This window comes from Nocardia sp. NPDC127579 (assembly GCF_042672005.1).
GTDB lineage: Bacteria > Actinomycetota > Actinomycetes > Mycobacteriales > Mycobacteriaceae > Nocardia.
In genome coordinates, this window is sequence record NZ_JBHXVZ010000004.1 from 36,398 (window position 1) to 58,049 (window position 21,652).

At 67.9% G+C, this 21,652-nt stretch carries 23 protein-coding genes; 11 read left to right on the forward strand and 12 right to left on the reverse strand.

Annotation, left to right across the window (positions count from 1 at the left end; genetic code table 11):
- Positions 1–26 precede the first annotated feature (26 nt).
- Complete coding sequence (locus ACFVMC_RS15425; RefSeq protein WP_379210672.1) at positions 27–1,367, forward strand: MFS transporter; 1,341 nt, start codon at positions 27–29, stop codon at positions 1,365–1,367.
- Here the strand turns inward: ACFVMC_RS15425 and ACFVMC_RS15430 are convergent.
- The gene (locus tag ACFVMC_RS15430) at positions 1,364–1,978 is read right to left on the reverse strand and encodes a TetR family transcriptional regulator (protein ID WP_379210674.1); all 615 of its coding nucleotides are present in this window, start codon (positions 1,976–1,978) and stop codon (positions 1,364–1,366) included. The genes ACFVMC_RS15425 and ACFVMC_RS15430 overlap by 4 nt on opposite strands.
- A 149-nt stretch (positions 1,979–2,127) precedes the next feature.
- Between ACFVMC_RS15430 and ACFVMC_RS15435 the strand changes: the two genes are divergently transcribed.
- Genes ACFVMC_RS15435 through ACFVMC_RS15445 form a run of 3 tightly spaced genes read left to right on the forward strand, consistent with a single transcriptional unit; the run spans position 2,128 to position 4,742 of the window.
- The gene (locus ACFVMC_RS15435) at positions 2,128–3,240 is read left to right on the forward strand and encodes a ferredoxin reductase (protein WP_379210676.1); all 1,113 of its coding nucleotides are present in this window, start codon (positions 2,128–2,130) and stop codon (positions 3,238–3,240) included.
- Positions 3,241–3,269: 29 nt separating this feature from the next.
- Entirely contained in the window at positions 3,270–4,418 is a 1,149-nt protein-coding gene (locus tag ACFVMC_RS15440; protein WP_379210678.1) for a fatty acid desaturase family protein, read from the forward strand.
- Between the two features lie 30 nt (positions 4,419–4,448).
- Entirely contained in the window at positions 4,449–4,742 is a 294-nt protein-coding gene (locus ACFVMC_RS15445) for a hypothetical protein (protein ID WP_379210680.1), read from the forward strand.
- A gap of 4 nt (positions 4,743–4,746) precedes the next feature.
- On the opposite strand, the gene ACFVMC_RS15450 is transcribed toward ACFVMC_RS15445, so the two are convergent.
- Positions 4,747–5,289 carry a DUF4254 domain-containing protein gene (locus tag ACFVMC_RS15450; RefSeq protein WP_379210682.1) on the reverse strand — a complete coding sequence of 181 codons (543 nt, stop codon included), beginning with the start codon at positions 5,287–5,289 and terminating at the stop codon, positions 4,747–4,749.
- A 401-nt stretch (positions 5,290–5,690) separates the two neighbouring features.
- Between ACFVMC_RS15450 and ACFVMC_RS15455 the strand changes: the two genes are divergently transcribed.
- Positions 5,691–6,002: a hypothetical protein gene (locus tag ACFVMC_RS15455; protein WP_379210684.1), complete on the forward strand. Its 312-nt coding sequence runs from the start codon at positions 5,691–5,693 to the stop codon at positions 6,000–6,002.
- A gap of 4 nt (positions 6,003–6,006) precedes the next feature.
- Here the strand turns inward: ACFVMC_RS15455 and ACFVMC_RS15460 are convergent, their stop codons facing one another.
- On the reverse strand, positions 6,007–6,312 hold the full coding sequence (locus ACFVMC_RS15460) for an excalibur calcium-binding domain-containing protein (protein ID WP_379210686.1): 306 nt from the start codon (positions 6,310–6,312) through the stop codon (positions 6,007–6,009).
- A 172-nt stretch (positions 6,313–6,484) separates the two neighbouring features.
- On the opposite strand from ACFVMC_RS15460, the gene ACFVMC_RS15465 reads away from it, so the two are divergent.
- Positions 6,485–7,183 carry a DUF4389 domain-containing protein gene (locus ACFVMC_RS15465; RefSeq protein WP_379210688.1) on the forward strand — a complete coding sequence of 233 codons (699 nt, stop codon included), beginning with the start codon at positions 6,485–6,487 and terminating at the stop codon, positions 7,181–7,183.
- 5 nt (positions 7,184–7,188) lie between these two features.
- On the opposite strand, the gene ACFVMC_RS15470 is transcribed toward ACFVMC_RS15465, so the two are convergent.
- The 3 genes from ACFVMC_RS15470 to ACFVMC_RS15480 all read right to left on the reverse strand — a co-directional run bounded on the left by ACFVMC_RS15470 (position 7,189) and on the right by ACFVMC_RS15480 (position 9,834).
- Complete coding sequence (locus tag ACFVMC_RS15470) at positions 7,189–8,055, reverse strand: ATP-binding cassette domain-containing protein (protein WP_379211515.1); 867 nt, start codon at positions 8,053–8,055, stop codon at positions 7,189–7,191.
- A 128-nt stretch (positions 8,056–8,183) separates the two neighbouring features.
- On the reverse strand, positions 8,184–9,017 hold the full coding sequence (locus ACFVMC_RS15475; protein WP_379210690.1) for an ABC transporter permease: 834 nt from the start codon (positions 9,015–9,017) through the stop codon (positions 8,184–8,186).
- Positions 9,010–9,834: an ABC transporter permease gene (locus ACFVMC_RS15480; protein WP_379210691.1), complete on the reverse strand. Its 825-nt coding sequence runs from the start codon at positions 9,832–9,834 to the stop codon at positions 9,010–9,012. The genes ACFVMC_RS15475 and ACFVMC_RS15480 overlap by 8 nt, the downstream gene beginning before the upstream one ends.
- Positions 9,835–10,004: 170 nt before the next feature.
- Between ACFVMC_RS15480 and ectB the strand changes: the two genes are divergently transcribed.
- Entirely contained in the window at positions 10,005–11,264 is a 1,260-nt protein-coding gene (gene ectB, locus ACFVMC_RS15485) for a diaminobutyrate--2-oxoglutarate transaminase (protein ID WP_379210693.1), read from the forward strand.
- Positions 11,265–11,406: 142 nt separating this feature from the next.
- Here ectB and ACFVMC_RS15490 read toward each other — a convergent pair whose 3' ends face one another.
- Complete coding sequence (locus tag ACFVMC_RS15490) at positions 11,407–14,919, reverse strand: indolepyruvate ferredoxin oxidoreductase family protein (protein WP_379210695.1); 3,513 nt, start codon at positions 14,917–14,919, stop codon at positions 11,407–11,409.
- Between the two features lie 367 nt (positions 14,920–15,286).
- On the opposite strand from ACFVMC_RS15490, the gene ACFVMC_RS15495 reads away from it, so the two are divergent.
- Both ACFVMC_RS15495 and ACFVMC_RS15500 read left to right on the forward strand, forming a co-directional pair.
- The gene (locus ACFVMC_RS15495; protein ID WP_379210697.1) at positions 15,287–16,132 is read left to right on the forward strand and encodes an NAD-dependent protein deacetylase; all 846 of its coding nucleotides are present in this window, start codon (positions 15,287–15,289) and stop codon (positions 16,130–16,132) included.
- 90 nt (positions 16,133–16,222) lie between these two features.
- Positions 16,223–17,014, forward strand: a complete 792-nt coding sequence (locus ACFVMC_RS15500) for a hypothetical protein (protein ID WP_379210699.1) — start codon at positions 16,223–16,225, stop codon at positions 17,012–17,014.
- A gap of 6 nt (positions 17,015–17,020) precedes the next feature.
- Here the strand turns inward: ACFVMC_RS15500 and ACFVMC_RS15505 are convergent, their stop codons facing one another.
- The 5 genes from ACFVMC_RS15505 to ACFVMC_RS15525 all read right to left on the reverse strand — a co-directional run bounded on the left by ACFVMC_RS15505 (position 17,021) and on the right by ACFVMC_RS15525 (position 19,405).
- Positions 17,021–17,362 (reverse strand): hypothetical protein, encoded by a 342-nt coding sequence (locus tag ACFVMC_RS15505; RefSeq protein ID WP_379210701.1) that lies wholly within the window; start codon positions 17,360–17,362, stop codon positions 17,021–17,023.
- Between the two features lie 106 nt (positions 17,363–17,468).
- Positions 17,469–17,777 carry an antibiotic biosynthesis monooxygenase family protein gene (locus ACFVMC_RS15510; protein ID WP_379210703.1) on the reverse strand — a complete coding sequence of 103 codons (309 nt, stop codon included), beginning with the start codon at positions 17,775–17,777 and terminating at the stop codon, positions 17,469–17,471.
- 1 nt (position 17,778) lies between these two features.
- Positions 17,779–18,435, reverse strand: coding sequence for an HD domain-containing protein (locus ACFVMC_RS15515; protein WP_379210704.1), 657 nt, complete (start codon positions 18,433–18,435; stop codon positions 17,779–17,781).
- 16 nt (positions 18,436–18,451) lie between these two features.
- Positions 18,452–18,886: a hypothetical protein gene (locus ACFVMC_RS15520; protein ID WP_379210706.1), complete on the reverse strand. Its 435-nt coding sequence runs from the start codon at positions 18,884–18,886 to the stop codon at positions 18,452–18,454.
- A gap of 78 nt (positions 18,887–18,964) precedes the next feature.
- Positions 18,965–19,405, reverse strand: a complete 441-nt coding sequence (locus tag ACFVMC_RS15525) for a MarR family winged helix-turn-helix transcriptional regulator (RefSeq protein ID WP_379210708.1) — start codon at positions 19,403–19,405, stop codon at positions 18,965–18,967.
- 115 nt (positions 19,406–19,520) lie between these two features.
- Between ACFVMC_RS15525 and ACFVMC_RS15530 the strand changes: the two genes are divergently transcribed.
- Together ACFVMC_RS15530 and ACFVMC_RS15535 are read left to right on the forward strand one after the other, a co-directional pair.
- Entirely contained in the window at positions 19,521–20,687 is a 1,167-nt protein-coding gene (locus ACFVMC_RS15530) for an SMI1/KNR4 family protein (protein ID WP_379210710.1), read from the forward strand.
- Between the two features lie 81 nt (positions 20,688–20,768).
- A complete protein-coding gene (locus tag ACFVMC_RS15535) occupies positions 20,769–21,647 on the forward strand; it encodes a response regulator transcription factor (RefSeq protein ID WP_379210712.1) in 879 nt (292 codons plus the stop codon).
- Positions 21,648–21,652 lie beyond the last annotated feature (5 nt).

Here is a 21,652-nt window from a genome sequence, read left to right on the forward strand (position 1 = left end):
GGTGTTGCGGCATTATGCTTCCGGCCATGACGGAGGTGGACGCCGGAACGACCGTGGGGCAGGCGGCCGGGCGTGGTCGGGTGCTGGCCTGGGCGCTGTGGGACTGGGGGTCCTCCGCATTCCACGCGGTGATTCTGACCTTCGTGTTCTCGGTGTACCTGGTGAAAGAGGTCGGCGACGATCTACCCGGCCGGATCTCGCCGGGTGCGTGGCTGGCTTTCGCGCTCGGGTTCGCCGGTTTCGTGGTCGCATTGACCGCGCCGGTGAGCGGGCAGTGGTTCGACGCCTCCGCGAAACGCAAACTCTCCCTGGGTGTCCTGACCGGTATCACCGTCGTGTCGATGGCGGCGCTGTTCGCCGTGCGCGATGACTACCGCGACCTGTGGCTGGGCCTGCTGCTGCTGGCGATCGGCTCGGCGGCCTTCGAACTGTCGAATGTGCCCTACAACGCCATGCTGCGCCAGGTATCCACCCCGGAGACGGTGGGCCGGGTCTCCGGATTCGGATGGGCCATGGGCTATTTCGGCGGCATCTTCCTGCTGCTGGCCTGCTACGTGGGCTTCATCTCCGGGGAGGGCGACCATCGTGGCGTGCTCGGCGTCGCGACCGCCGAGGGGCTCAATATCCGCCTGGTCGCCGTGCTGGCGGCGGCGTGGTTCGCGCTGTTCGCGCTGCCGGTCCTACTGGCGGTGCCGGAGCTCCCGCGCACCGCCGCGGATCCGGGCGCCGCGCGGGCCGGAATTCTGGACTCCTACCGAGTGCTGTGGCGAGACCTGCGGGCGCTGTGGGCCACCGACCGTCGCACCGTCGGGTTCCTGCTCGCCAGCGCGATCTTCCGCGACGGCCTGGCCGGGGTGTTCACCTTCGGTGCGGTGCTGGCCGTGCAGGTCTACGGCTTCACCGATGCCCGGGTGCTGCTGTTCGGCGTCGCCGCGAATGTCGTCGCCGCGCTGGGCGCGATCGTCGCGGGACGGTTCGACGACCGGTTCGGGCCGAAGATCGTGATCGTGGTGTCGCTGGCCTCGATGCTGGTGTGGGGTGTGGTCCTGCTGTTCGTCGAGGGCTCGCTGATGTTCTGGATCTTCGGTCTGCTGCTGACGATTTCGGTCGGCCCCGCGCAGTCGTCGGCGCGTTCGTTCCTGGCCCGGCTGGCCCCGCCCGGCCGCGAAGGGCAGTATTTCGGTCTGTACACGACCACCGGTCGGGCCGCTTCCTTCCTCGCCCCAACGCTTTTCGGCGTTTTCGTGGCGGTGTTCGGCGGTGACGGGCCCGGCGCCGAGCGGGTCGGGATCATCGGGCTGCTCCTGGTGCTCGGTGTCGGGCTGGCCGCCCTGCTGGTGGTGCCGCCGCCGGAGCGTGCGCGCTAGCGGTTCGGCTGCCAGAGGCCCATGCCGAGGGCGACCAGGCGAACCTGATGCACGGTGCGCTCGACGATCGGCTTCTGATCGCGGGCGGGTGCGGTGATGTAGCCGCCGATGCCGTTGATCACCGTGCCGACGATGAGGTCGGCCGCGATCTCCAGATCCCGTGGTGACCAGGAGTCCAGGGCCGGGACGCGGGACAGGTCGGCGACGAGTTCGCGCACGATCAGCTGCAATTCGATGGTGATCGCGCTGCGCAGTGCGGCGGAGCCGCCGTGGCGTTCGCGAATGAGGAAGCCGAACAGGTCCCGTTTGGGGTCGACCTGGTCGAAGACGAAGCGGACCGAGGCGGCCACGCCGGTGTTCGGGCCGCGCCGTACCTCGCGCAAGGCCAGCCGCAGCGCCGTGACGCCCTCGTCGACCAGGGTCGCGCCGAGATCGTCGAGCGAGGCGAAGTGTCGATAGAACGCGGTCGGGACGATGCCCGCCGAGCGGGCGATCTCCCGCAGGCTGAGCGCGGCGAATCCGCGTTCGGCCGCGAGCGCGAGGGTGCCGTCCACCAGGGCCTGGCGGGTCCGTTCCTTGCGCTCGTTACGCGATGCTGCCTGCTCGTTCATCTCGGTGAGCATACATCCGTTCACAATACGTACCTTCTGGGGATGTTGTTCGGGTCACATGTTTTGGCGGTTGACACCGGTGCGGGGTCATCGGTCACACTAGTTGAGTGTACAGTCGTGCACTGAAATTGAAGGCAGGGAGAACCGACATGGTGGATCTCGTCGATGTGGTGCAGACGCTGACCACACCGCACCCGCTGGACCGTTATCTGGAACTGATCCGGCCCACGCTGACCGCGCGCCGGATGCGGGCCGAGGTCACCCATGTGCGCCGCTCGACACCGGGATCGGTGACGCTGACTCTGCGCCCCACCCGGCAGTGGCGCGGCCACGCGGCGGGTCAGTACGTCCAGATCGGCGTGGTGATCGACGGGATCCGGCACCTGCGGTGCTACTCGCCGGTCAATCCGGAGAGCCGCCGCGACCGGCACATCCAACTGACCGTGAAGGCCCACACGGGCGGACTGGTCTCCGAGCATCTCTACCGCCACGCCGCGCCCGGCCTGGTGGTCGATCTGGAGCCTGCCGCCGGCACCTTCCGGCTGCCCGCCGCCCGCCCCGATCGGATCCTGCTGATCAGCGGCGGCAGCGGTATCACGCCGGTGCTGTCGATGCTGCGCACGCTGGCCGACGAGGGCTACCGCGAGCCGGTCACCTTCCTGCACTACGCGAAATCACCCGTGCTGGTGCCGCATCGCGCCGAACTCGACGCGATCGCCCAGGCGCACCCCAATATTCGGATCGAACTGCGCTATCCCGGTCGGCGCGCGGCCGACGACCTCGAACCCGTCACCATCCGCTCCTGTACCGAGGTCAGCGGTGGTGGCTACTTCGACTACGACGAATTGGAGCGGGTCGCACCGTGGTTTGCCGACGCGCAGACCTTCGTCTGCGGGCCGAACGCCCTGATGGACGCGGTGCGCAAGGTGTTCGAGGCCGAGCAGTTGGCCGACCGGCTGCACACCGAGGAGTTCACGCTCACCACGGTGCCGGTCGACGACTCCGATGTGCACGGCGCGGTCAGCTTCACCGCGAGCGGGGTGCGCGCGGCCAACAGCGGCGCCAGCCTGCTCGACCAGGCCGAGGCCGCCGGACTCCAGCCCGAGTACGGGTGCCGAATGGGAATCTGCTTCTCCTGCACCGCGGTTCGCCGCAGCGGGTGCACGCGCGATCTGCGCACCGGGGAGACCGGCAGTGACCCGGATCAGCCCATCCAGCTGTGCGTCAGCGCGCCGGTGGGCGATGTCGAGATCGATATCTGACGAGCCGAAGACACTAGGGGAGTACGCATATGACAATCCTGACCGAAACCAAGGACGGGCCGCTGATCCTGACGCCCGAGCAGGTCGAGGAACTGGGCGCGGCGCTGGACGAGTTGCGCACCCGCATCGTCGCCGATCTGGGTGATCGCGACCGCGAGTACATCTACTCGATCATCAAGGCGCAGCGCGGATTCGAGATCGCCGGGCGCGGCCTGATGTATCTGGGCTTCCTGCCGCCGCTCTGGCTGGCCGCGGTGGCCGCGCTCAGTGTGTCCAAGATCCTGGACAATATGGAGATCGGCCACAACGTGATGCACGGCCAGTACGACTGGATGCGTGAGCCGGACCTGAATTCCCGTGAGTTCGAATGGGATACGGTCTGCCCGGCCGATCAGTGGCGGCACTCGCACAACTACATGCACCACACCTTCACCAATATTCACAACAAGGACCGTGACATCGGCTACGGCATCCTGCGGATGGACGACGCGCAGCCCTGGAATCCGCTGCGCCTCGGGCAGCCGCTGTACGCGTTCGCGCTGATGATGCTGTTCGAGTGGGGCGTGATGGCCCACGACCTCGAGGTCGAGAACATCGTGCGCGGCAAGCGCTCCTGGTCGGATGTGAAGCAGCTGCTACGCGGACAATGGCGCAAAGCGGGCAAGCAGGTGCTCAAGGACTACCTGATCTTCCCGGCGCTGACCGGCCCGCTGTTCCTGAGCACCCTGGCCGGCAACGTGACCGCCAACCTGGTCCGCAATGTGTGGGCCTACTCGATCATCTTCTGCGGGCACTTCCCCAGCGGCGTACAGACGTTCACCGAAGAGGAGACGGCCGAGGAGAGTCGCGGCGAATGGTATGTCCGGCAGATGCTCGGTTCGGCGAACATCACCGGCGGCAAGCTGTTCCACATCATGTCCGGGAATTTGTCGCATCAGATCGAGCACCACCTGTTCCCGGATGTGCCCGCGAATCGTTATCCGGAGATGGCGCCGGAGGTGCGCGCGCTGTGTGAGAAATACGGCCTGCCGTACAACACCGGCTCGCTGAGCAAGCAGGTCGGCTCGGTGTGGTGGAAGATTTGCAAGCTCGCGCTGCCGCCTTCGCTCGTCGCATCGGAGCCGGGGCCCGGTGTTATCGTGATACGTCAGCGAAAGGCGAGCGAAGTCGGTGGATGAATGATCGGGAAATTCGAAAGCAACAAAGATTTGATTCAGGAATTAACCGCTTCCGGCGCCAGGCATGTCGGCAATATCGCCTCGATCATCACCAACACGGTGGCCGAGGTGACACGCGAGATCGGCGACTGGGTCACCGACGCCATCGAGATGAACGAAGCGGCCGCCGCCGCCCGGCGCGACGCGGCCGAGCAGCCGGAGCCCGGATTCGACACCTCCTATGACGAGGAAGTCGAGCCGACCGGCGCCGCCTACGTCGCGAGCGAGGTGATCGACACCGAGGTCGTCGAGCCGGAGGTCGTCGAGCCGGGCGAGCACCGCTAGACGCTCACCACACCGGCAGCCGGCGGCGGTGCTGCACCACGTCGGTGATCAGGTCCTGGTAGCCGTCGGCCAGTTCGGCCAGCCGGGTCCATTGCAGGTGGGCGTCGGAGTCCACCTGCGTCGGCGGTGCCGCGGGATGTCCGATCGATCCCAGAGCCTGTTGTGCCGCAATCCATTTCGCTGCCATGCGGTCGATGACCGCACCCAGGGTCTCGGTGTGCAGGGAGGCGCCGGCCCGGTGCGCGACATTGGTCGCCACCCAGTCGTCGATGCGGGCGATCAGTTCGCGCCGGTGGCCGTCGATGTCCTCGACCTGCTGGCTACAGGCGGCCACCCGGCGCGCGCCCGCGCCGGGCGCGTGCGCGGCCTGCACGGCACGGTTGCGCCGCTCGTGGCATTCGACCAGTTCGTGGGCGGTGAGCAGGACGCGGTGGCGGCGCTGGCCGGGATCGTGGGGTTCTCGAAAGGCCCGCAGCAGCGCGGAGCGGTGCGGCAACTCGTCGGTGCCGATACGGGGCTCAGAACTCGTGGATTCGGCGTATTGCATGGTGCACGCCCCTGCGGTGTTTTCGATTCGACTGCTTGGATGCGCCAGGGCCGAGGAGGATTTCGGGGAGGGGCAACCCCTCGGCTCCGGCGCAGCCCCGTGCCTCGGACGCCCCCCACACAGTCCACCAGCACGGCAAAGAAACCGGGAAATCCGCGACGATGCGATGAGGAAGACGGCCCGAGAAGATCGGGACATATTCAGGAAAGCGCGATAGTCGGACCAGTGCAACCGAATAGCGCAAAAGATCACCAGCTGCCGGGAAATCGTTATGCTCCGTTACGGGCAGGTCACGCGCCACCGGTTTTCTCCGGCCGCGCGTGACCCGAGAGCGTATGAGTGGCAACCAGCTTGGGCGAGGCTGCTGTGCATGGTGAACAGATGCACTAACCTCCCTATTCGTGCCTGCCTACGTGTCCTCGCCCGAGCTCACATTCGGCTTCATGTTCGCCCTGGAAGACCCCGAGCGAATCGCGGAGGTCGTGCGTAACCTCGTCGTCCGGAAAACGGTGTCGGTGTTCCGGCTCGCGCGCCTGTCCGACGACGACGGGCCGCCGGAGCGCTACGTGGTGAACTGGGCGGCGATCCCGCAGATCTCCATCACCACCGAGTCGCCGCATCCGGAGGACCTGCGCGCGGAGCGGATCCTGCTGGTCAACGCCTTTCTGGGCGAAGGCGGCGAGGTCAGCCTGTACTCCTCGCACGGGCACTGACGGTTCAGCGCGTCTTGGCCGGGGTGCGGGTCGCGCTCGGGCGGGTGGCGCAGGCGACGCCGTCCTCCTTGCCGTCGAGCCGGTCCAGGCTCACCGAGAACCCCTTGTCGGTCTTGCGGATCGGCGGCTTGCCCAGCCGCCAGGCCTCCTCGCAGTCGCGATAGGGCGTGCCGGTGGTCTGCGAGGTGCCCGGCGAGGAGCCGGAGTACTTCTTCTTTTTCTTGCTCTTTCCGCAGCCGCTCATGGTCAACACCAGCACGGCGATCAGCGCGACGCCGACCAGGACGACGGCCGGACGAGATTTACGCATATCGAGATTCCCCCCAGGGCAACGAGTTTCGGCAAAGACGTCCCGCAGTATGTCCGGAATGAGGTGATACTGCAACCCGATATACACATGATCATCTGTCCGATCCGGGACAATTGCGACATCGACAACGGTTTCCCGCTGTTACGAAGCGCGCCCGGAAGGAGCGTCGATCATGACCGGATCCGATTCACCAGATGTGGAACTGTCCAAGCCCGGTCCAGCCCCGAGTCCAGTCCGCATCCGCGGCGATCTCGATCCCGCCGTCTCCCGATGGATGTGGCTGGTCAAGTGGATCCTCGCCATCCCGCACTACATCGTGCTGTTCTTCCTCGGCATCGGGTACGTGGTGGTGTGGATCATCGCGTTGCTGGCGATCCTGTTCACCGGCGTGTACCCGCGCGCGCTCTTCGACTTCACGGTGGGCGTGCTGCGGTGGAGCTGGCGGGTGGCCTTCTACGCCTGGTCGCCGCTGGGCACCGACAAATACCCGCCGTTCAGCCTGAACGGTGACGACGACTATCCGGCCGACCTGGAAGTCGACTATCCGGCCGAGCTCAGCCGCGGGCTGGTGCTGGTGAAATGGTGGCTGCTGGCGATTCCGCACTATCTCGTGGTCATGGCGTTCGCGGGCGGCGGCTATATGGCGTTCTCCGACGATTACGGGATGTCCTGGCTGGCGTTGCAGTCGATTCTGACGCTGATCGCGGTGATCGCGTTGCTGGTGACGGCCACCTATCCGGCACGGCTGTTCGATTTCCTGCTGGGCCTGCACCGATGGTCGTTGCGTGTACAGGTGTACGCCTCACTGCTGCGCGACGAGTACCCGCCGTTCCGGCTGGATCAGGGACCGCGGGAACCGGGGTCGCTGTAACCCGCTCATCGAGCGGACTCGTAGATCCGGCGCACGATGTCCTCGATCTCGGGTTCCTCGATGGACAGGTCCCGGACCTCGGCACGATCCGACACGGCCGCGAGTAACTCCGCGGCCGTTGTCGTGCGCGCGTCGAAGGCCAGCCGCTGCCGGATGCCGTCCCCCTCGCTGGTGAGCAGTTCGGCGTGGCAGGGCAGGTCGACCAGGTCGGGTGTCGGCTCGGCCAGGTCGACCACCAGCACCCGCCGCGCGCCGACAGTGGCGCCCAGGCCCGGCAGGGAGCCGTCGTAGACCAGGCGCCCGTGATCGACGACCAGCACCCGGTCGCACAGCCGCTCGATATCGCCCATGTCGTGGGTGGTCAGCAGCAGGGTGGTGCCGCGGTCGACCCGCTCGGCCCGCAGGAACTCGCGCAATCGCTGTTTGGAGAGCACATCCAGGCCGATGGTCGGTTCGTCCAGGATGACCAGCTCCGGGCAGTGCAGCAGAGCGGCGGCGACTTCCGCGCGCATCCGCTGCCCCAGCGACAGCTGCCGCACCGGAGTGTCCAGCGTCTCGGCCATCTCCAATTGCTCGACCAGCTCGTAGGTGCGCTTGCGGGTCAGGTCCGGCTCCAGGCGGTGGATGGCGGCCAGGATCGAAAACGATTCGCGCAGCGGCAGATCCCACCACAGCTGCGAGCGCTGCCCGAACACCACGCCGATCCGCGCCGCCAGCTCCCGGCGCTGGCGTACCGGTTCCAGCCCGCAGGTGCGCACGCTGCCCGAGGTGGGCACCAGGATGCCGGTGAGCATCTTGATGGTGGTCGACTTCCCGGCGCCGTTGGCGCCGATGTATCCGACCGCGGCGCCGCGCTCGATCCGGAAGTTCATCCCGTCGACCGCGGTGAGTGTGTCGCGCTGTCTGCGCCAACGTCGGCCGTTCTTGCGGTACAGCGTGAACTGTCTGGTCAGGTTCTCGATTTCGATGATCGGATCCGATAAATCGCTGTCCGCCACGCTTATCCGCCACCTCCTTGGTAGTGCCTGGTGCCCGATCGCCACAGCCAGAACGCGACCGCCCATACCCACAGTGCGGCCAGCGGAGCCAGCCATGCCAGCCACGCGGGCAGCAGCTCCGGTCCAGGCAGTCCGAGCAGCGCGATGGTGGGCAGGTACGCCGTGAACGCCACCGGAATGGCGAAGCCGAACAGCAGTTTCAGCGGCGTGGGAAACACGGAGGCGGGTTGCATGGCGGCGAAGGAACCCCCGTAGGTGAAGCTGTTGGTCAGTTCGGCACCGTCGATCAGGTAGAACTGCAACCCGGCCGCGCAGACGAAGATCCCGGCGAACAGCAGAATGCCGGTAACCAGGGTAACGGCAAGGAGGGTGAACGCGCCGAGGCTCCAGTCGATGTCGTTGCGCACCAAGCCGATTCCGAGCACCACGATGGCCACCGCGGCGCGGGCCAGGCGGCGCAGCGAGATGTCACCGGTGATGAGCTGCAACAACAGTGGCTGCGGGCGCAGGTGGTACGCGTCCAGGGTGCCCTGCCGGATCAGCGTGGGCAGGGAGTCGAGATGGCCCACCAGCACCTGGGCCAGCGCGAAACCGGTGTTGCTCAGGCCGAACAGCAGCAGCGCCGCATCCATGTCCAGGCCGCCGAGCACCCGCACCTGGTGGAAGATCACCCACACCTCGGCGAATTCGACGATGCCGATCAGGAAGGCGCTGAACACCTCGCTGGCGAAGGACAGCCGATAGCTGCGCTGGGCGCGGATGCGCGAGCGCAGCACGGCGGCATACGGTGTGAGCCAGGTGCCCGCCGGGACGCCGTCGATCCGGGTCTCAACCACCCTGCACCTCCAGCCTGCGCCGTCCGGCCGCGAGCAGGATCCGCCCGGCCGCGCCGATCACCAGCACCCAGAAGACCTGGGTGCCGACCAGAGTCACCGATTCCATCCCGGTCACGCGGCCGGACAGCACGTCGATGGGTGTCTGCAGGATGGACGGAAACGGGGTGGCGTGCGCGACGGTGCGCAACCACTCGGGAAACATGTGGACCGGTACGAACAGGCCCGCCAGGAAGGTGCCGCTGATCTGGTAGAGCACCCGGATGCCGCGGGTCTCGATGACCCAGAAGCCGATCAGGCCGACGGCGAACAGGCACAGGAACGACAGCGTCACCGCGCACAGCAGGCTCAGTGTGCCGAGCAGATAGGGTCCGGGGGTGGTGGGCATGGTGAGCCCGAAGGTGAGCATCCCGAAGGCCACGCTGGGTACGCCGCGCGGCAGCATGGTGTAGGCGGCGCGCCCGAGATCGGCTGCGAGGTAGCCGAGTTGGATGTCGACCGGGCGCAGGAAGTCGATCGCGATGTCGCCGTTCTTGACCCGGTCGACGAGCTCCAGTGGCGGGCCCATGAATTGCATGGCGCCCAGCAACCCCTGCGACAGCCAGACGTAGGCGCCGATCGAGCCCTCGTCGTAGCCGCCGAATTCGCTGCCGGCCCGGACCGCCGCCAGCATCACCGCGGCCCGGACCGTGCCGAAGACGCAGTTGGTGAACAGCCCCGCGAACATGGCCAGCTTGTACTGGGACTGCCTGCGAAATCCGGCGACGGCGAGCTGGACGTAGACCCGTTGGCCCCGCCACACTTTCGCTGCCGCAGACAACCCGCCTACCCCCTCCGCAATGCAGCGCACAAGTAGTCAACTGTAGTGCGCGGGCGCGGACACCCGGAAGGAATCCACGCGGTTTCGGAAAAAGCGAGACAGACCTGTCGCCCCGATGTTAGAAACGCAGGCACTTCAGATTTGCTCTGACGCTCGTGGAAGGACCGCCGATGACTGTCATCCAGGAGACCGTGTTCGAAACCCTCGAATCGAATGTCCGCGGCTACTGCCGGTCCTGGCCCACGGTGTTCGACATCGCCCGCGGCTGCTGGCTGCGCGACGAACAGGGCCGGGAATACCTCGACTTCTTCGCCGGGGCAGGCTCGCTGAACTACGGCCACAACAATCCGGTCCTCAAACGCGCGCTGCTGGACTACATCACCGGTGATGGCATCACCCACGCCCTCGACATGTCCACGGTGGCCAAACGAGACCTGCTGGAAACCCTGCGCGACACCGTCTTCGAACCGCGCGGCCTGGACTACAAGGTCCAGTTCCCCGGGCCCACCGGCGCCAACGCCGTGGAGGCGGCCCTGAAACTGGCGCGCAAGGTGACCGGGCGGCAGGCGATCCTGAACTTCACCAACGCCTTCCACGGCATGTCCCTGGGCGCGCTGTCGGTGACCGGCAATGCCGCCAAGCGCGCGGGCGCGGGCGTACCGCTGGTGCACGTCGCGCCCATGCCCTACGACGGCTACCTCGGCGGCGACGACGAACTCCGGTGGATGCGCCGCGCGCTCGACGACTCCTCCTCGGGCCTGGACAAACCCGCCGCCGTCATCGTGGAAACGGTGCAGGGCGAAGGCGGCGTCAACGTGGCCCGGGCCGCCTGGCTGCGGCAACTGGCCGAACTGTGCGCCGCGCGTGGCATTCTGCTCATCGTCGACGACATCCAGATGGGCTGCGGCCGCACCGGCGGGTTCTTCTCCTTCGAGTTCGCGGGCATCACGCCCGATATCGTCACCCTGTCCAAATCCATCGGCGGCTACGGATTGCCCATGGCGCTGGTGCTTTTCCGGCCCGAACTCGATCAGTGGACGCCCGGCGAGCACAACGGCACCTTCCGCGGCAACAACGCCGCCTTCGTCACGGCCCGGGTCGCCCTGCGGCACTACTGGTCCGATCCGGCGCTCGAGGCATCCACCCTGGCCAAGGGGGCGCGAGTGCGCGCCGCGCTGCTCGAGCTGGCCGCACAGCATCCCGGCCTGTCGGTGCGCGGCCGGGGACTGGTGCAGGGCTTGGTCTTCGAGGACGCGTCGCCGGCCGCGAAGGCCTGCCGCCTCGCCTTCGAACGCGGCCTGCTGGTGGAAACCTCCGGCTCCGAGGACGAGGTGATCAAACTGATGCCGCCGCTGATCGTCGCCGAGGACGAGCTCGAGCACGGCCTGGAGGTGCTGTCCGGGGCGGTCTCGGAGATCTGTGGCGGCTGATCGCGGGGCCATACCCGTATATCGCCGCGGCGGTACGGGATTCGATCACGGCTCGGTGATCGATTCGATCGCGTGATTCACACGACCGGTGTGCCGACCGGTAACGGCGCGGGACGCCCGGCAGCGTCCCGCGCCGTCGCGGTCACACCCGCGGGGGTTCCAGACCCAGTTCGCGCAGGCGTGCGCTGTAGAGCTCCACATTGGCCAGCTTGATGTCCTCGTAGCCGCGGACCAGATCGGTCGCCGCGGCGGCCTGGACGGCGCGGTCGTGGTTCTCGGCGGTCAGCCCGGCGGCCAGCTCGGTCACCATGGCGGTGTAGTGCGCGAGCAGAGCCCGCTCCACCTTGCGGACGTGCGCGTAGCCGAACGGGTCGAACTTGGTGCCGCGCAACCGCTTCCCCTTGGCCAGCACCCGCAGGGCGATATGGCTGTTGGGGCCCATCCCGATCTTCTTCTTGCGGCCCAGCGCCCGCAGCACCGGCGGGTGCAGCTTGTAGGTGAGATTCGCGCCCTCGGGCAGCTGAGCGCTCACCTCGTCCAGGAAGACCGGATCGGTGAGGCGGCGGGCCACCTCGTACTCGTCCTTGTAGGCGGTGAACTTGTACAGGCCGCGCGCGACCTGCTCACTGAATTCGCTACGGCCCGTGCGGTACTGCTCGGCGGCCCAGACGCGCTGCACCGTGGCCACGTAGTCGCGGGCCACCTTGACACCCTGGAAACCGATCAGCTCCGCGACCCGCAGCTCGACCAGCCGGCGGGTCTCGCCGGTCGCGCTGAACCCGTCCAGCAGCTCCGGCGGCACGGTGATCTCGGCCTTGGCGCGCGCCGGACGGGTGGTCGCCGCGGCGAAGACATCCGGCTGGGCGATCGCGGTGCGACCCCAGCGGAAGGCGGCGATATTCGCGGCCACCGCGACACCGTTGATGGTGATGGCCTCCTCGATGGCCGCGGCCGGAATCCGCAGTCCACCGGTCTGGCAGGCCGCACCCACCAGCAGGAAGTTGGCGGCGGCGGTATTGCCGAACAGGATCTCGGCGGCCGCGAGCGCGTCGAAGGAGCGCACCGCGCGCGAGACACCCGTCAGCCGCGCCAGCAGCTGCTCGGTCTCGGGGTAGGCCACCGACTTGTCGTAGACCATGTCGCCGGTGGGGGTCTGGCTGATCGAGGCGACCGACAGCGTGGTCTGCGCCGAACCGTAAGCGAGATTCTTGTTGTCGGTCGCGGCCAGCAGATCGAAGGCGATGATGCAGTCCGCCGAACCCGGCGTCAGGCGATTGGCGGGCTCGAGCGCACCGGCGACGAAGCGCAGGTGCGAGACCACCGGACCGGCCTTCTGGCTCAGGCCGATCTGATCCAGGCTCGCCACGTCGTAGCCGGCGCGCAGGGCGGCGGTGGCCAGCACCTGGTTGACGGTCACGATGCCGGTGCCGCCGATCCCCACCAGGAAGACGTTCTGCGTCGCGGTCGGCGCGGTGTGCTCCAGCGGCGCGAGCGCGGGCGGCTCCGGATGTCCGGTCTTCTTGCGCTTGGCGGTCTTCGCGGGGTCGGGCAGCTCCACCGTGACGAAGGACGGGCAGTCACCGTCCATGCAGGTGTAGTCGGTGTTGCAGGAGGTCTGATCGATCCGGGTCTTGCGCCCGAACTCGGTGTCGACCGGCTGCACCGACAGACAGTTGCTCTTGGTGCCGCAGTCGCCGCAGCCCTCGCAGACCGCCTCGTTGATCACCACGCGGGTGCGGCGGGCCGGCAGGGTGCCGCGCTTGCGCTGGCGGCGCGCGTCGGCGGCGCAGTGCTGGTCGTAGATGAGCACCGTGACGCCCGGGATCTCGCGCAGCGCGCGCTGCGCCTCGTCCAGGCGGTCGCGATGCCAGAGCTTGGTGCCGGGCGCGAGATCACGCTTACGGTATTTCCCGGGTTCGTCGGCGCAGACGATGATCTGGGCGACACCCTCGACGGTCAGCTTGTGCGTCAGCTTCGGCACCGCCAGCGCGCCCTCGGCGTCCTGCGCGCCGGTCATCGCGACGACATCGTTGTAGAGCAGCTTGTAGGTGATGTTCACCCCGGCCGCGACGCAGGCCTGCACGGCCAGCTGGCCGGAGTGGAAATACGTGCCGTCGCCGACATTCTGGAACAGGTGCGGCACCTGGGTGAACGGCGCCTGGCCGATCCACTGCGCGCCCTCGCCGCCCATCTGGGTCAGGCCGAGCACCTTGGAATCGTCGCGGCCGGACATGGTCACCATGGTGTGGCAGCCGATGCCGCCGCCGGCGAGCGAGCCCTCCGGCACGGCGGTGGACCGGTTGTGCGGGCAGCCGCTACAGAAGTAGGCGGCGCGCTTGGCCGACAGCACCGATAGCGAAAGAGGTTGCGGCAGTGGCCGTTTCTTGGTCAGGCCGAGCATGTCGGGGTGGGCGTTGAGCGCGCGGCGCAGCGGCGCGATGATCCGGCCGGTGGTGAGCTCGCCGTCCTGCGGGAACAGCGGTTTGCCCTCCAGATCGCGCTTGCCGAGTATCCGCGGGCCGTCCGAACCGTAGAGGATCTCGCGGATCTGGGTCTCGACGAATGCGGTCTTGTCCTCGACCACGATGAGATGCTCCAGGTCGCGGGCGAATTCACGGACCTTCGGTCCCGCGATCGGGAACGGCATGCCGATCCGCAGCAGGCGGACCCCGGCGCGCATCAGGTCTGCGTCCTCGACGCCCAGGTCCAGCAGGGCCTGCCGGACGGCGTCGAAAGTCGTTCCGGTGGCGGCGATTCCGACGGTGGCGTGCGGCGGGTTCACCTCGATCACGTCGAGTTCGTTGGCGGTACTGTAGGCGTGCACCAGCTCCCAGCGCGGGCCGTACAAGTCGGCCTCGGCGATCACGCTGTCCGTCGGCGCGGCCATCGGCCGCTGCTTGTAGACGAACGGCTTTCCCTCCCAAGTGATTTCGGGGATGGCGATGTCGAATTCGCCGACCGAGCCGTCCACCGTCCAGGCGCCGTCCGCGACATCGGCGACGATCTTCAGCGCCACCACGCAGCCGCTGGCGCGCGAGAGCGCCACACCGTGCAGACCCATGGTGATGATCTCGCGGGCGGTGCGCGGGAACAGTACCGGAATGTTCATCGCCGCCAGCGAACGTTCGCTCACCGCGGGCACCGTGGAGGACTTGGAGGCCGGATCGTCGCCGACCAGCAGCAGCATGCCGCCGCGTCCGCTGGCGCCGTACATATTGGCGTGGCGCAGCGCGTCGGTGGCGCGATCCAGGCCCGGGCCCTTGCCGTACCAGACGCCGACCACGCCGTCGTGGGTGGCGGACTCGGCGGGCAGTTCGGCCTGGCTGCCCCACACCGAGGTCGCGGCCAGCTCTTCGTTGAGACCGGGGACGAAGGCGATGTCGTGCTCGGCCAGCACGGCGGGCATGCCGCCGAGCATCTTGTCGACGCCGCCGAGCGGACTGCCCTGATAGCCGGAGACGAAGGTGCCGATGCGGCGACCCGCGCGCAGATCACGCACATGCTGTTCGACCAGCTGCCGGGCAATGGCCTGCACGCCGGTCAGGACGACGGTTCCGGCGCCGACCCGGTAGCGGTCGGCGAGGTCGTAGGGGGCTGGGATCAGTTCGCGGTCCGCGAGCTCGGGCCCGCCCGTCGCCCGACCACCACCCCTCACGGAATCGCTTCGCGATGCTGTCATTTCTCCACCCATCTGCTTGTCGCCCGATCGGGGCGATTTCGCATCGTTGAGCATTTGGTTGACGCCAGTCTGTATATCCAGCGCGAAATGAACAACCTTCGCGTCAGAAATTGAGCAATCTGCCCAAATCTGGAGTGTTGACTTGGGCAGCTGCTGAGCAGGGTGCGTGGTAAATGTGAGCGCCGACACGTGACGGGGGTTACCGGCTCGCGCGTCGACTGGCTCACACCATAGGGTCTGTGCGCGAGTTGGCGGCGTGGCCGCGCCGCGGTGTTTCGCGGGACGCGGGGTTCCGGTAGCCGTCGCTTCGGATCGAGCCCGCGCCGGTCCGTACGCTGAACTCATGCCGGATACATCGCTGCTCGAGACGGATCCGGGGCCGCTGATCGAGCTCCTCTCCGGTCGGCGCGTCGCCGTGTTGACCGGGGCCGGATTGTCCACTGACAGTGGGATTCCCGATTATCGCGGTCCGTCGTCGCCGCCGCGTACGCCCATGACCTATCAGCAGTTCGTCGGTGATCCGGTGTTCCGGCAGCGGTACTGGGCGCGCAATCACATCGGCTGGCGGCGGATGGACGCCGCCCGCCCGAATCTCGGCCACCGCGCGCTGGCCCGGCTGGAACGGCTCGGCATCGTCACCGGGCTGATCACCCAGAATGTCGACCTGCTGCACACCAAGGCCGGACATCGCCGGGTGCTCGACCTGCACGGCACCTACGCCCGGGTGCGCTGCCTGGGCTGTTCCGCGCTCATCTCGCGTATGACCCTGGCCGAGCGCCTCGAGGCCGCCAACCCGGGTTTCGTCACCGCGGCCACGGCCACCGGAGTCGAAGTCGCGCCGGACGCCGACGCCGTCGTCGAGGACACCGAGCACTTCCGCATGGTCGACTGCCGCCGCTGCGGCGGACTGCTCAAGCCCGATATCGTCTACTTCGGCGAGAACGTCCCCCGCGATCGCGTAGCCGCCGCCTTCGCCCTGGTCGACGAGGCGGACGTCCTCCTGGTCGCCGGTTCGTCGCTGACCGTGATGTCCGGCCTGCGCTTCGTCCGCCACGCCGCCAAACACGGCCGCCCGGTCGTCATCGTCAATCGCGGCCACACCCGCGGCGACGACCTCGCCACCCTCCGCCTGGACGCCGACTGCTCCACCACCCTGTCCACCCTCGCGTCTGCGGCCGCCTCCCGCTGAGCTCGTTCACGGGCTAGCAGCCGCCCCGGGTCGGTGCTCGTCGGGCTCGAGCGGTTAGGCTGCGCGAGAGCTTGTCGGAGGGGGAGCAGCGTGTCGTATGCCGGTGGTGGACAGCAGTATCCGGGCGGGCCGACGGGGTATTCGGCCGGCGGGCAGCAGCCTGGGTCTGCGGGTGGGTATCCGCCGTCGGCATCGATGGGCGGGTATCAGCCGCCGGGGCCGCATGGATATCCCGCGCCGGCGGGTGGCTGGTACGGGCCGCCGCCGGTGCGGCCGAATCGCACGCCGTGGATTGTCGGCGGGCTCGTGCTGATCGCCGTGGCGGTGCTGCTCGCGACGGTGGTGCTGACCTCGCGTGGCGGTGACGATGCCGACGCGGCCACGCCCGGCAACTACTCGGTCGCCGGGATCGGCAATTCCTGCGACATCATCGATCTGACCCGGATCGAACGATGGTCGGCGCAGTCCGCGACGCCGGAGAACACAGAGTTCGAAGGCAGCTCGTTCTCGGGCCCCTCGCTGAGTTGCCGGGTGCGCAACCAGACCGGTGGCAACGCGGCCGAGTTGAAGGTCAGCGCGGCGTTGCACCGGCCGGACCAGGAACCCAGCTTCCTCAGCAACAAACGGTTCGCGACGATCGGCGCGACGGTCGGTTCCCTCCCCGGCTACGGTGAGCAGACCTTCGCGGCCGAGGTCACCACCGGCTACGTCCCGAACGGCGGCAAGGGTGACACCTTCCGCTACACGGCCGGTGTCCTGGACTCCAACCTCACCGTGTACGTCGAACTGCTCGTGGAGTACGAGTCCGAACTGTCGGAGGCCGAGATCAAGACCGTCGTGCTGGCCTACGTCGACGAGGTCAAGCAGGCGCTGCGGAAATAGCCCGGCTCAGCCGGTGGTGATGCCGGTCGCGATCTTGACGACCACGTTGTCGGCGGTGACCTCCTGCACGCTGACATTGAATCCGTCGGTGGGCTGGGTTTCACCGACCGGCACGTCGACCTGCTGCCCGCCGACCTTCAGCGTCACGGTGTTGCCGTTGACGGCGACGAGTTCCGCGTCGATGCCCAGCACGGACGCCTTGGCGTTCACACCTCGGTCGAAAGTGACGGTGCATCCGCTGAGCTGGCATTCGGTCTTGGTACCCGCGCCCTCGCTCGAGCAGGCGGCCGCGCCGAGCAGGACCAGCGGCGCGAACAGGGACAGGACGAGCAGGCGTCGAGCTTTCACACCCGCCAGTCTAGGTGCCGTGGGTCAGCGGCACGAGATCATGCCGCGAGACGGCGACAACGACCTGCCCGCCGAGTCCGGACGCGGCGCATAGGACCCGCGGCCCTCACAAGTATTCGGCGACAACCTCGTACAACCCGGGATGGGCCGTGGCGACTTGCCTGGCGGTGTCCACCGAAGCGACCACGGCCGGGTTCATTCCCGCAGCGGTACACGCCTCGGCGCTGTCCCAGTGCGCGACATTGATCAGTTGAAACCGCATGTCCGGCAACAGCGCCCGATGCAGCGCCACATCGCGAAAGCCGGGTGCCTGCCGCATCAGGGCGGCCCGCTCGCGCCATTGCGCGACGAATTCTTCGACGTGCTCGGCGGCGATCTCGATGACGTTGATGAAGGTGACGCCCGGTTCGGTCATCTCAGTTGTCCCATCCGTTGGTGCTGAAGAGGGCGTCCAGAGTCGGGTAGGGCAACTCCGGGTGCCGCTGGTGCACGAGTTCTCCGGCGAAGGTGCACGGTGGCGCTTTCACCGGCTTGGCCAGGGCTTGCCGTTCGACGGCGCGAGTGAGCGCGGGAGTGCCGCCCAGGCGCGGGTAGGCGCGGTGGGCGGACTCGGCCACACCGGGCGGGAGATCGTCGGGGCTGCCGCCCACGTCCAGACCGATGCCGTGCACGGCGATCCAGATCTCGGCGGGTCGCCGGCGCCGGAAGACCGGCGAGCCGGTGAAGTTGTTGGTATGTGCGGCGATTCCCTCCCAGACGGTGTCGACCCGGTCGTCGGTGACGCCGTTGTCCTCGAGGAAGCGTGCGGCGTAGTCGGCGCCGTCGATCTCGAATTGCTGGTCGCCATTGGCGATTTCGGCGAGTCCGAGGTCGTGCAGGGCGCAGATCAGGAAGAGGTTCTCCTCGTTGTAGTCCCGATCCGGTTGCAGCCCTTGCAGACTGGCGTACCCGCGGGCGAAGAGGTATCCGCGGATGCTGTGATTGACCAGGTGCGGTGCCAGGGCCTGGTTGATCAGTGTGTGGGCCGCGGTGGCCAGCGCGGTGGCCGGTAGCGCGAGGGTGTCGGTGGACATGTCGGGTCTCCCGGGTTCAGGTGGGGCGGACGATCATGAGGACGACGACGGCGGTCCACAGCAGGTTGTAGATGCCGGCGAGCATGGCCAGGGTGCGCAGGCGGCGGCCGTCGTCGGGCGTGGCGAGCGCGGCCCGCTGGAGGGGGTGGATCTGGAGGGCGACCAGGCCGCCCGCGATCGCGGTCAGGATCATCGCCAGGGTGATCCAGATTTCGCCCATGCGGCCCTGGACTGCGGCGAGCACGATGCCGACGAGCGGCACGATCAGGCCGATCTTGGCGTAACCGCCGGTGATCCGGTGCATGGCGCGGGCCACTCCGAGGCTGCGTTCGGTGTCGGGCGGGCCGCCGGTGACCGGCGCGTACTTGGGGAACAGGCTGGTGGCGACGGCCGATCCGCCGACGAACACGATGCCCGCCACCACATGGATCGACAGCAGAACGTGCTGCACGGGACGTACCCCTCTCATCCTTCAATGTGATTGAAGCTTAACGGCAAGCTTCAACTGCGTTGAAGGATGTGGCCGGTATCACCCGGGCGCGGAGAATGCCGCCAGGATGGCCGCGCCCACCTGTCGCAGGATCGGATCCGAGTCCGGTCCGAACAGCCGGGAATCGACCTCCGACACCACCTTTCGAGCATCGGCGAGCAATCGCTCGCCCTTCGGGGTCAGCTCGATCGTCGACGCCGACCCCGCGCGTGCGGTCCGATCGCGCACCAACTCCGCGTTCACCAGCGACTTCACCGCATTGTGCACGCTCTGCACGCTCGTTCCGGACATGCGTGCCAGATCGCTGAAGGACACCCCGGGCAGGCCCGAGATATGTCCGAGCAAACCCAGCCGGGCAATGGTGAGATCCAAGGGCGCCAGCCCCGCGCCCAGCTCGGACTCCACCTTGCGCGCGAGCGTCAGCACGATGATCGACGCACTGGTCACGGGGGGAGTGGGCCGGGCTTCCTCGGTGGTCACCCGTTTATTTTCCCGTACCGCCCGACACGCCGATTTGCCCGGGCTGAGCTACTCGTCCGATCTGCCCGAGCTGACTAGGCTCCCGCTGGTAGCAAACTGTCAGCAAAGGAGTCGGATGGGCGCGGCGGTGGGGCGGGAGGCCTGGCAGGAACTGATCGAGGGCATGGTGGTCCAGAAGAGACGCCTGGTCCAGTTCCGCGAATACGAATCGGACACCCGGCCCAATCCGGGTGCCAGCGAGGACGAACTGGTCGCGGCCGAGCAGCGGCTGGGCCGGCGACTGGATCCGCAGTATCGGGAACTGCTGACCGTCGCCGACGGCTGGGAGTACTTCGATCTGTCCTACTCGCTGCTCGGCACCGAGGACATCGGTTCGGGCGGGCGGTGGGCCTCGGGCCTGATGCAGGCCGATATCTGGTTCGACGACGACGAATGGGCCGAGGAGGTCGGCGCGCCCAACGATCCCGGGCAATACCAGCTCGTCGTCGAGAACGACATCGGCTACGCCGGGAACATCTACCTGTTCACCGGCCGGGCGACCCGCCTGGTGACCGGTGCGGCGGTGCCGCTGCCGCCCGAGATGACCTACCCGGACCTCTACAGCTTCTTCAGCGCCGAACTCGACAGCATGATCGCCGAAGCCGACCAGGCCACCCTCGGCGAATACTCCGAACCCTGGTGGGGCCGCAATCTGCGCACGCACCCGCCGACGCTGGCCGAGATCGTCGCCAAGATCGACGAACTGCACGCCATCGGCCGCCCGGACAGCCCCTCGCCGCTGCATCCCGGCGCCTCCGACTACGAATTGGCGCTGCTGCACCGCAATGTGGGCGGCTATCTGAATCCGGAGCACCGCGAATTGCTCTCGGTGTCCAACGGTCTGCGCACCCCCTATCACGGCGTCGGCGACATCCTCTCGGTCGCCGAGATCCTCGACGGCGCCCGCTGGCGAGACATGCTGGTGCGCAAGCAGATCGAGGACGATCGCTTCTATCACGATCAGGTCCTCTATCGCCGCGACTCGGATCTGCCCGATCCCGAACCGCTGGCTCCGGTGGCCGAGCGGATCGGGCTCATTCCGGCCATCCCGTTCGCGATCTCCGGCACCGACCCCCAGGGCGTCGACACCCGCGACGGTCATGTCCGTGACCTGCTGATGGACGTCACCGTCGCACGCGGTGCGCATCGCACGTCGTCGGGGACCGTGCGTCAACATCTGCTGCACGCGTGTTGGCGGATCTGGTGGGAGATCGGCTGCCCGACCAAGGTGGCCGGGCGGTAGTCGGTTCGGCGGAAAGCCGGACGGCGGCGCGGCACGGGATCTAGCATCCGCTTACGCTGCCGCTCGACGAAGGGATCGCCCATGGGCTCAGCATCGCGAGGTGAGTCCGTGCGGGCGGCGGCCGCGCTGCGCCCGCGCGACGACGACGCCCTGCGGGCCGAACTGCGGCGCATAGTGGGTGAACTGGCGGTGCCGGTGGCGTTCGGCGGTGTGGTCCGGTCCGATGCCGTGCTGAAGCTGTCGGAGTTCGTCGGCACTCGCACACGTGGTCTGCACGGACTGCTGGTCGCCCCGGCCAGCGGACTGGGTGGACGCGTGGTGGCGCTGGGCCGCCCCGCCGGTGTCGCGGATTACGCGACCGCGCGCTCGATCAGCCACGACTACGACCGGATGGTGGTGGGGGAGGGCATCCGCTCGGTGGTCGCGGTGCCGGTGGTGGTGCGCGGGCAGGCGCGGGCGGTGCTGTACGCGGCGGGCCGGACCGAACCCGTTGGTGATCGGGCCACCGAGGTCGTCGCGCGGGCGGCCGCTCGCCTGTCGACCGAATTCGCGATCCGCGACGAGGTGGATCGGCGCATGCGAATGGCGCGGGCCGCCGCGGCGCCGACGGGTTCGGCGGACCTCGCCGAGGGGATTCGCGATATCCACGCGGAGTTGCGCGGCTTCGCCGGGGGTGTGGCCGATCCGGCGCTGCGGCGTGGGCTGGTGGGATTGTCGGAGCGGCTGGCCGCGCTGGTGTCGGGCGAGCACGCGGCCGAGCCGACGGTGACCCTGTCGCCCCGCGAGCTCGACGTGCTCGCCCAGGTCGCGCTCGGCTGCTCGAATATCGAGGCGGCGGAACGTCTTTCGTTACAACCCGAGACGGTCAAGAGCTATCTGCGCGGTGCCATGCGCAAACTCGACGCCGGCACACGGCACCAGGCCGTGGTCAACGCCCGCCGATTACGTCTGCTCCCGTAGTACCC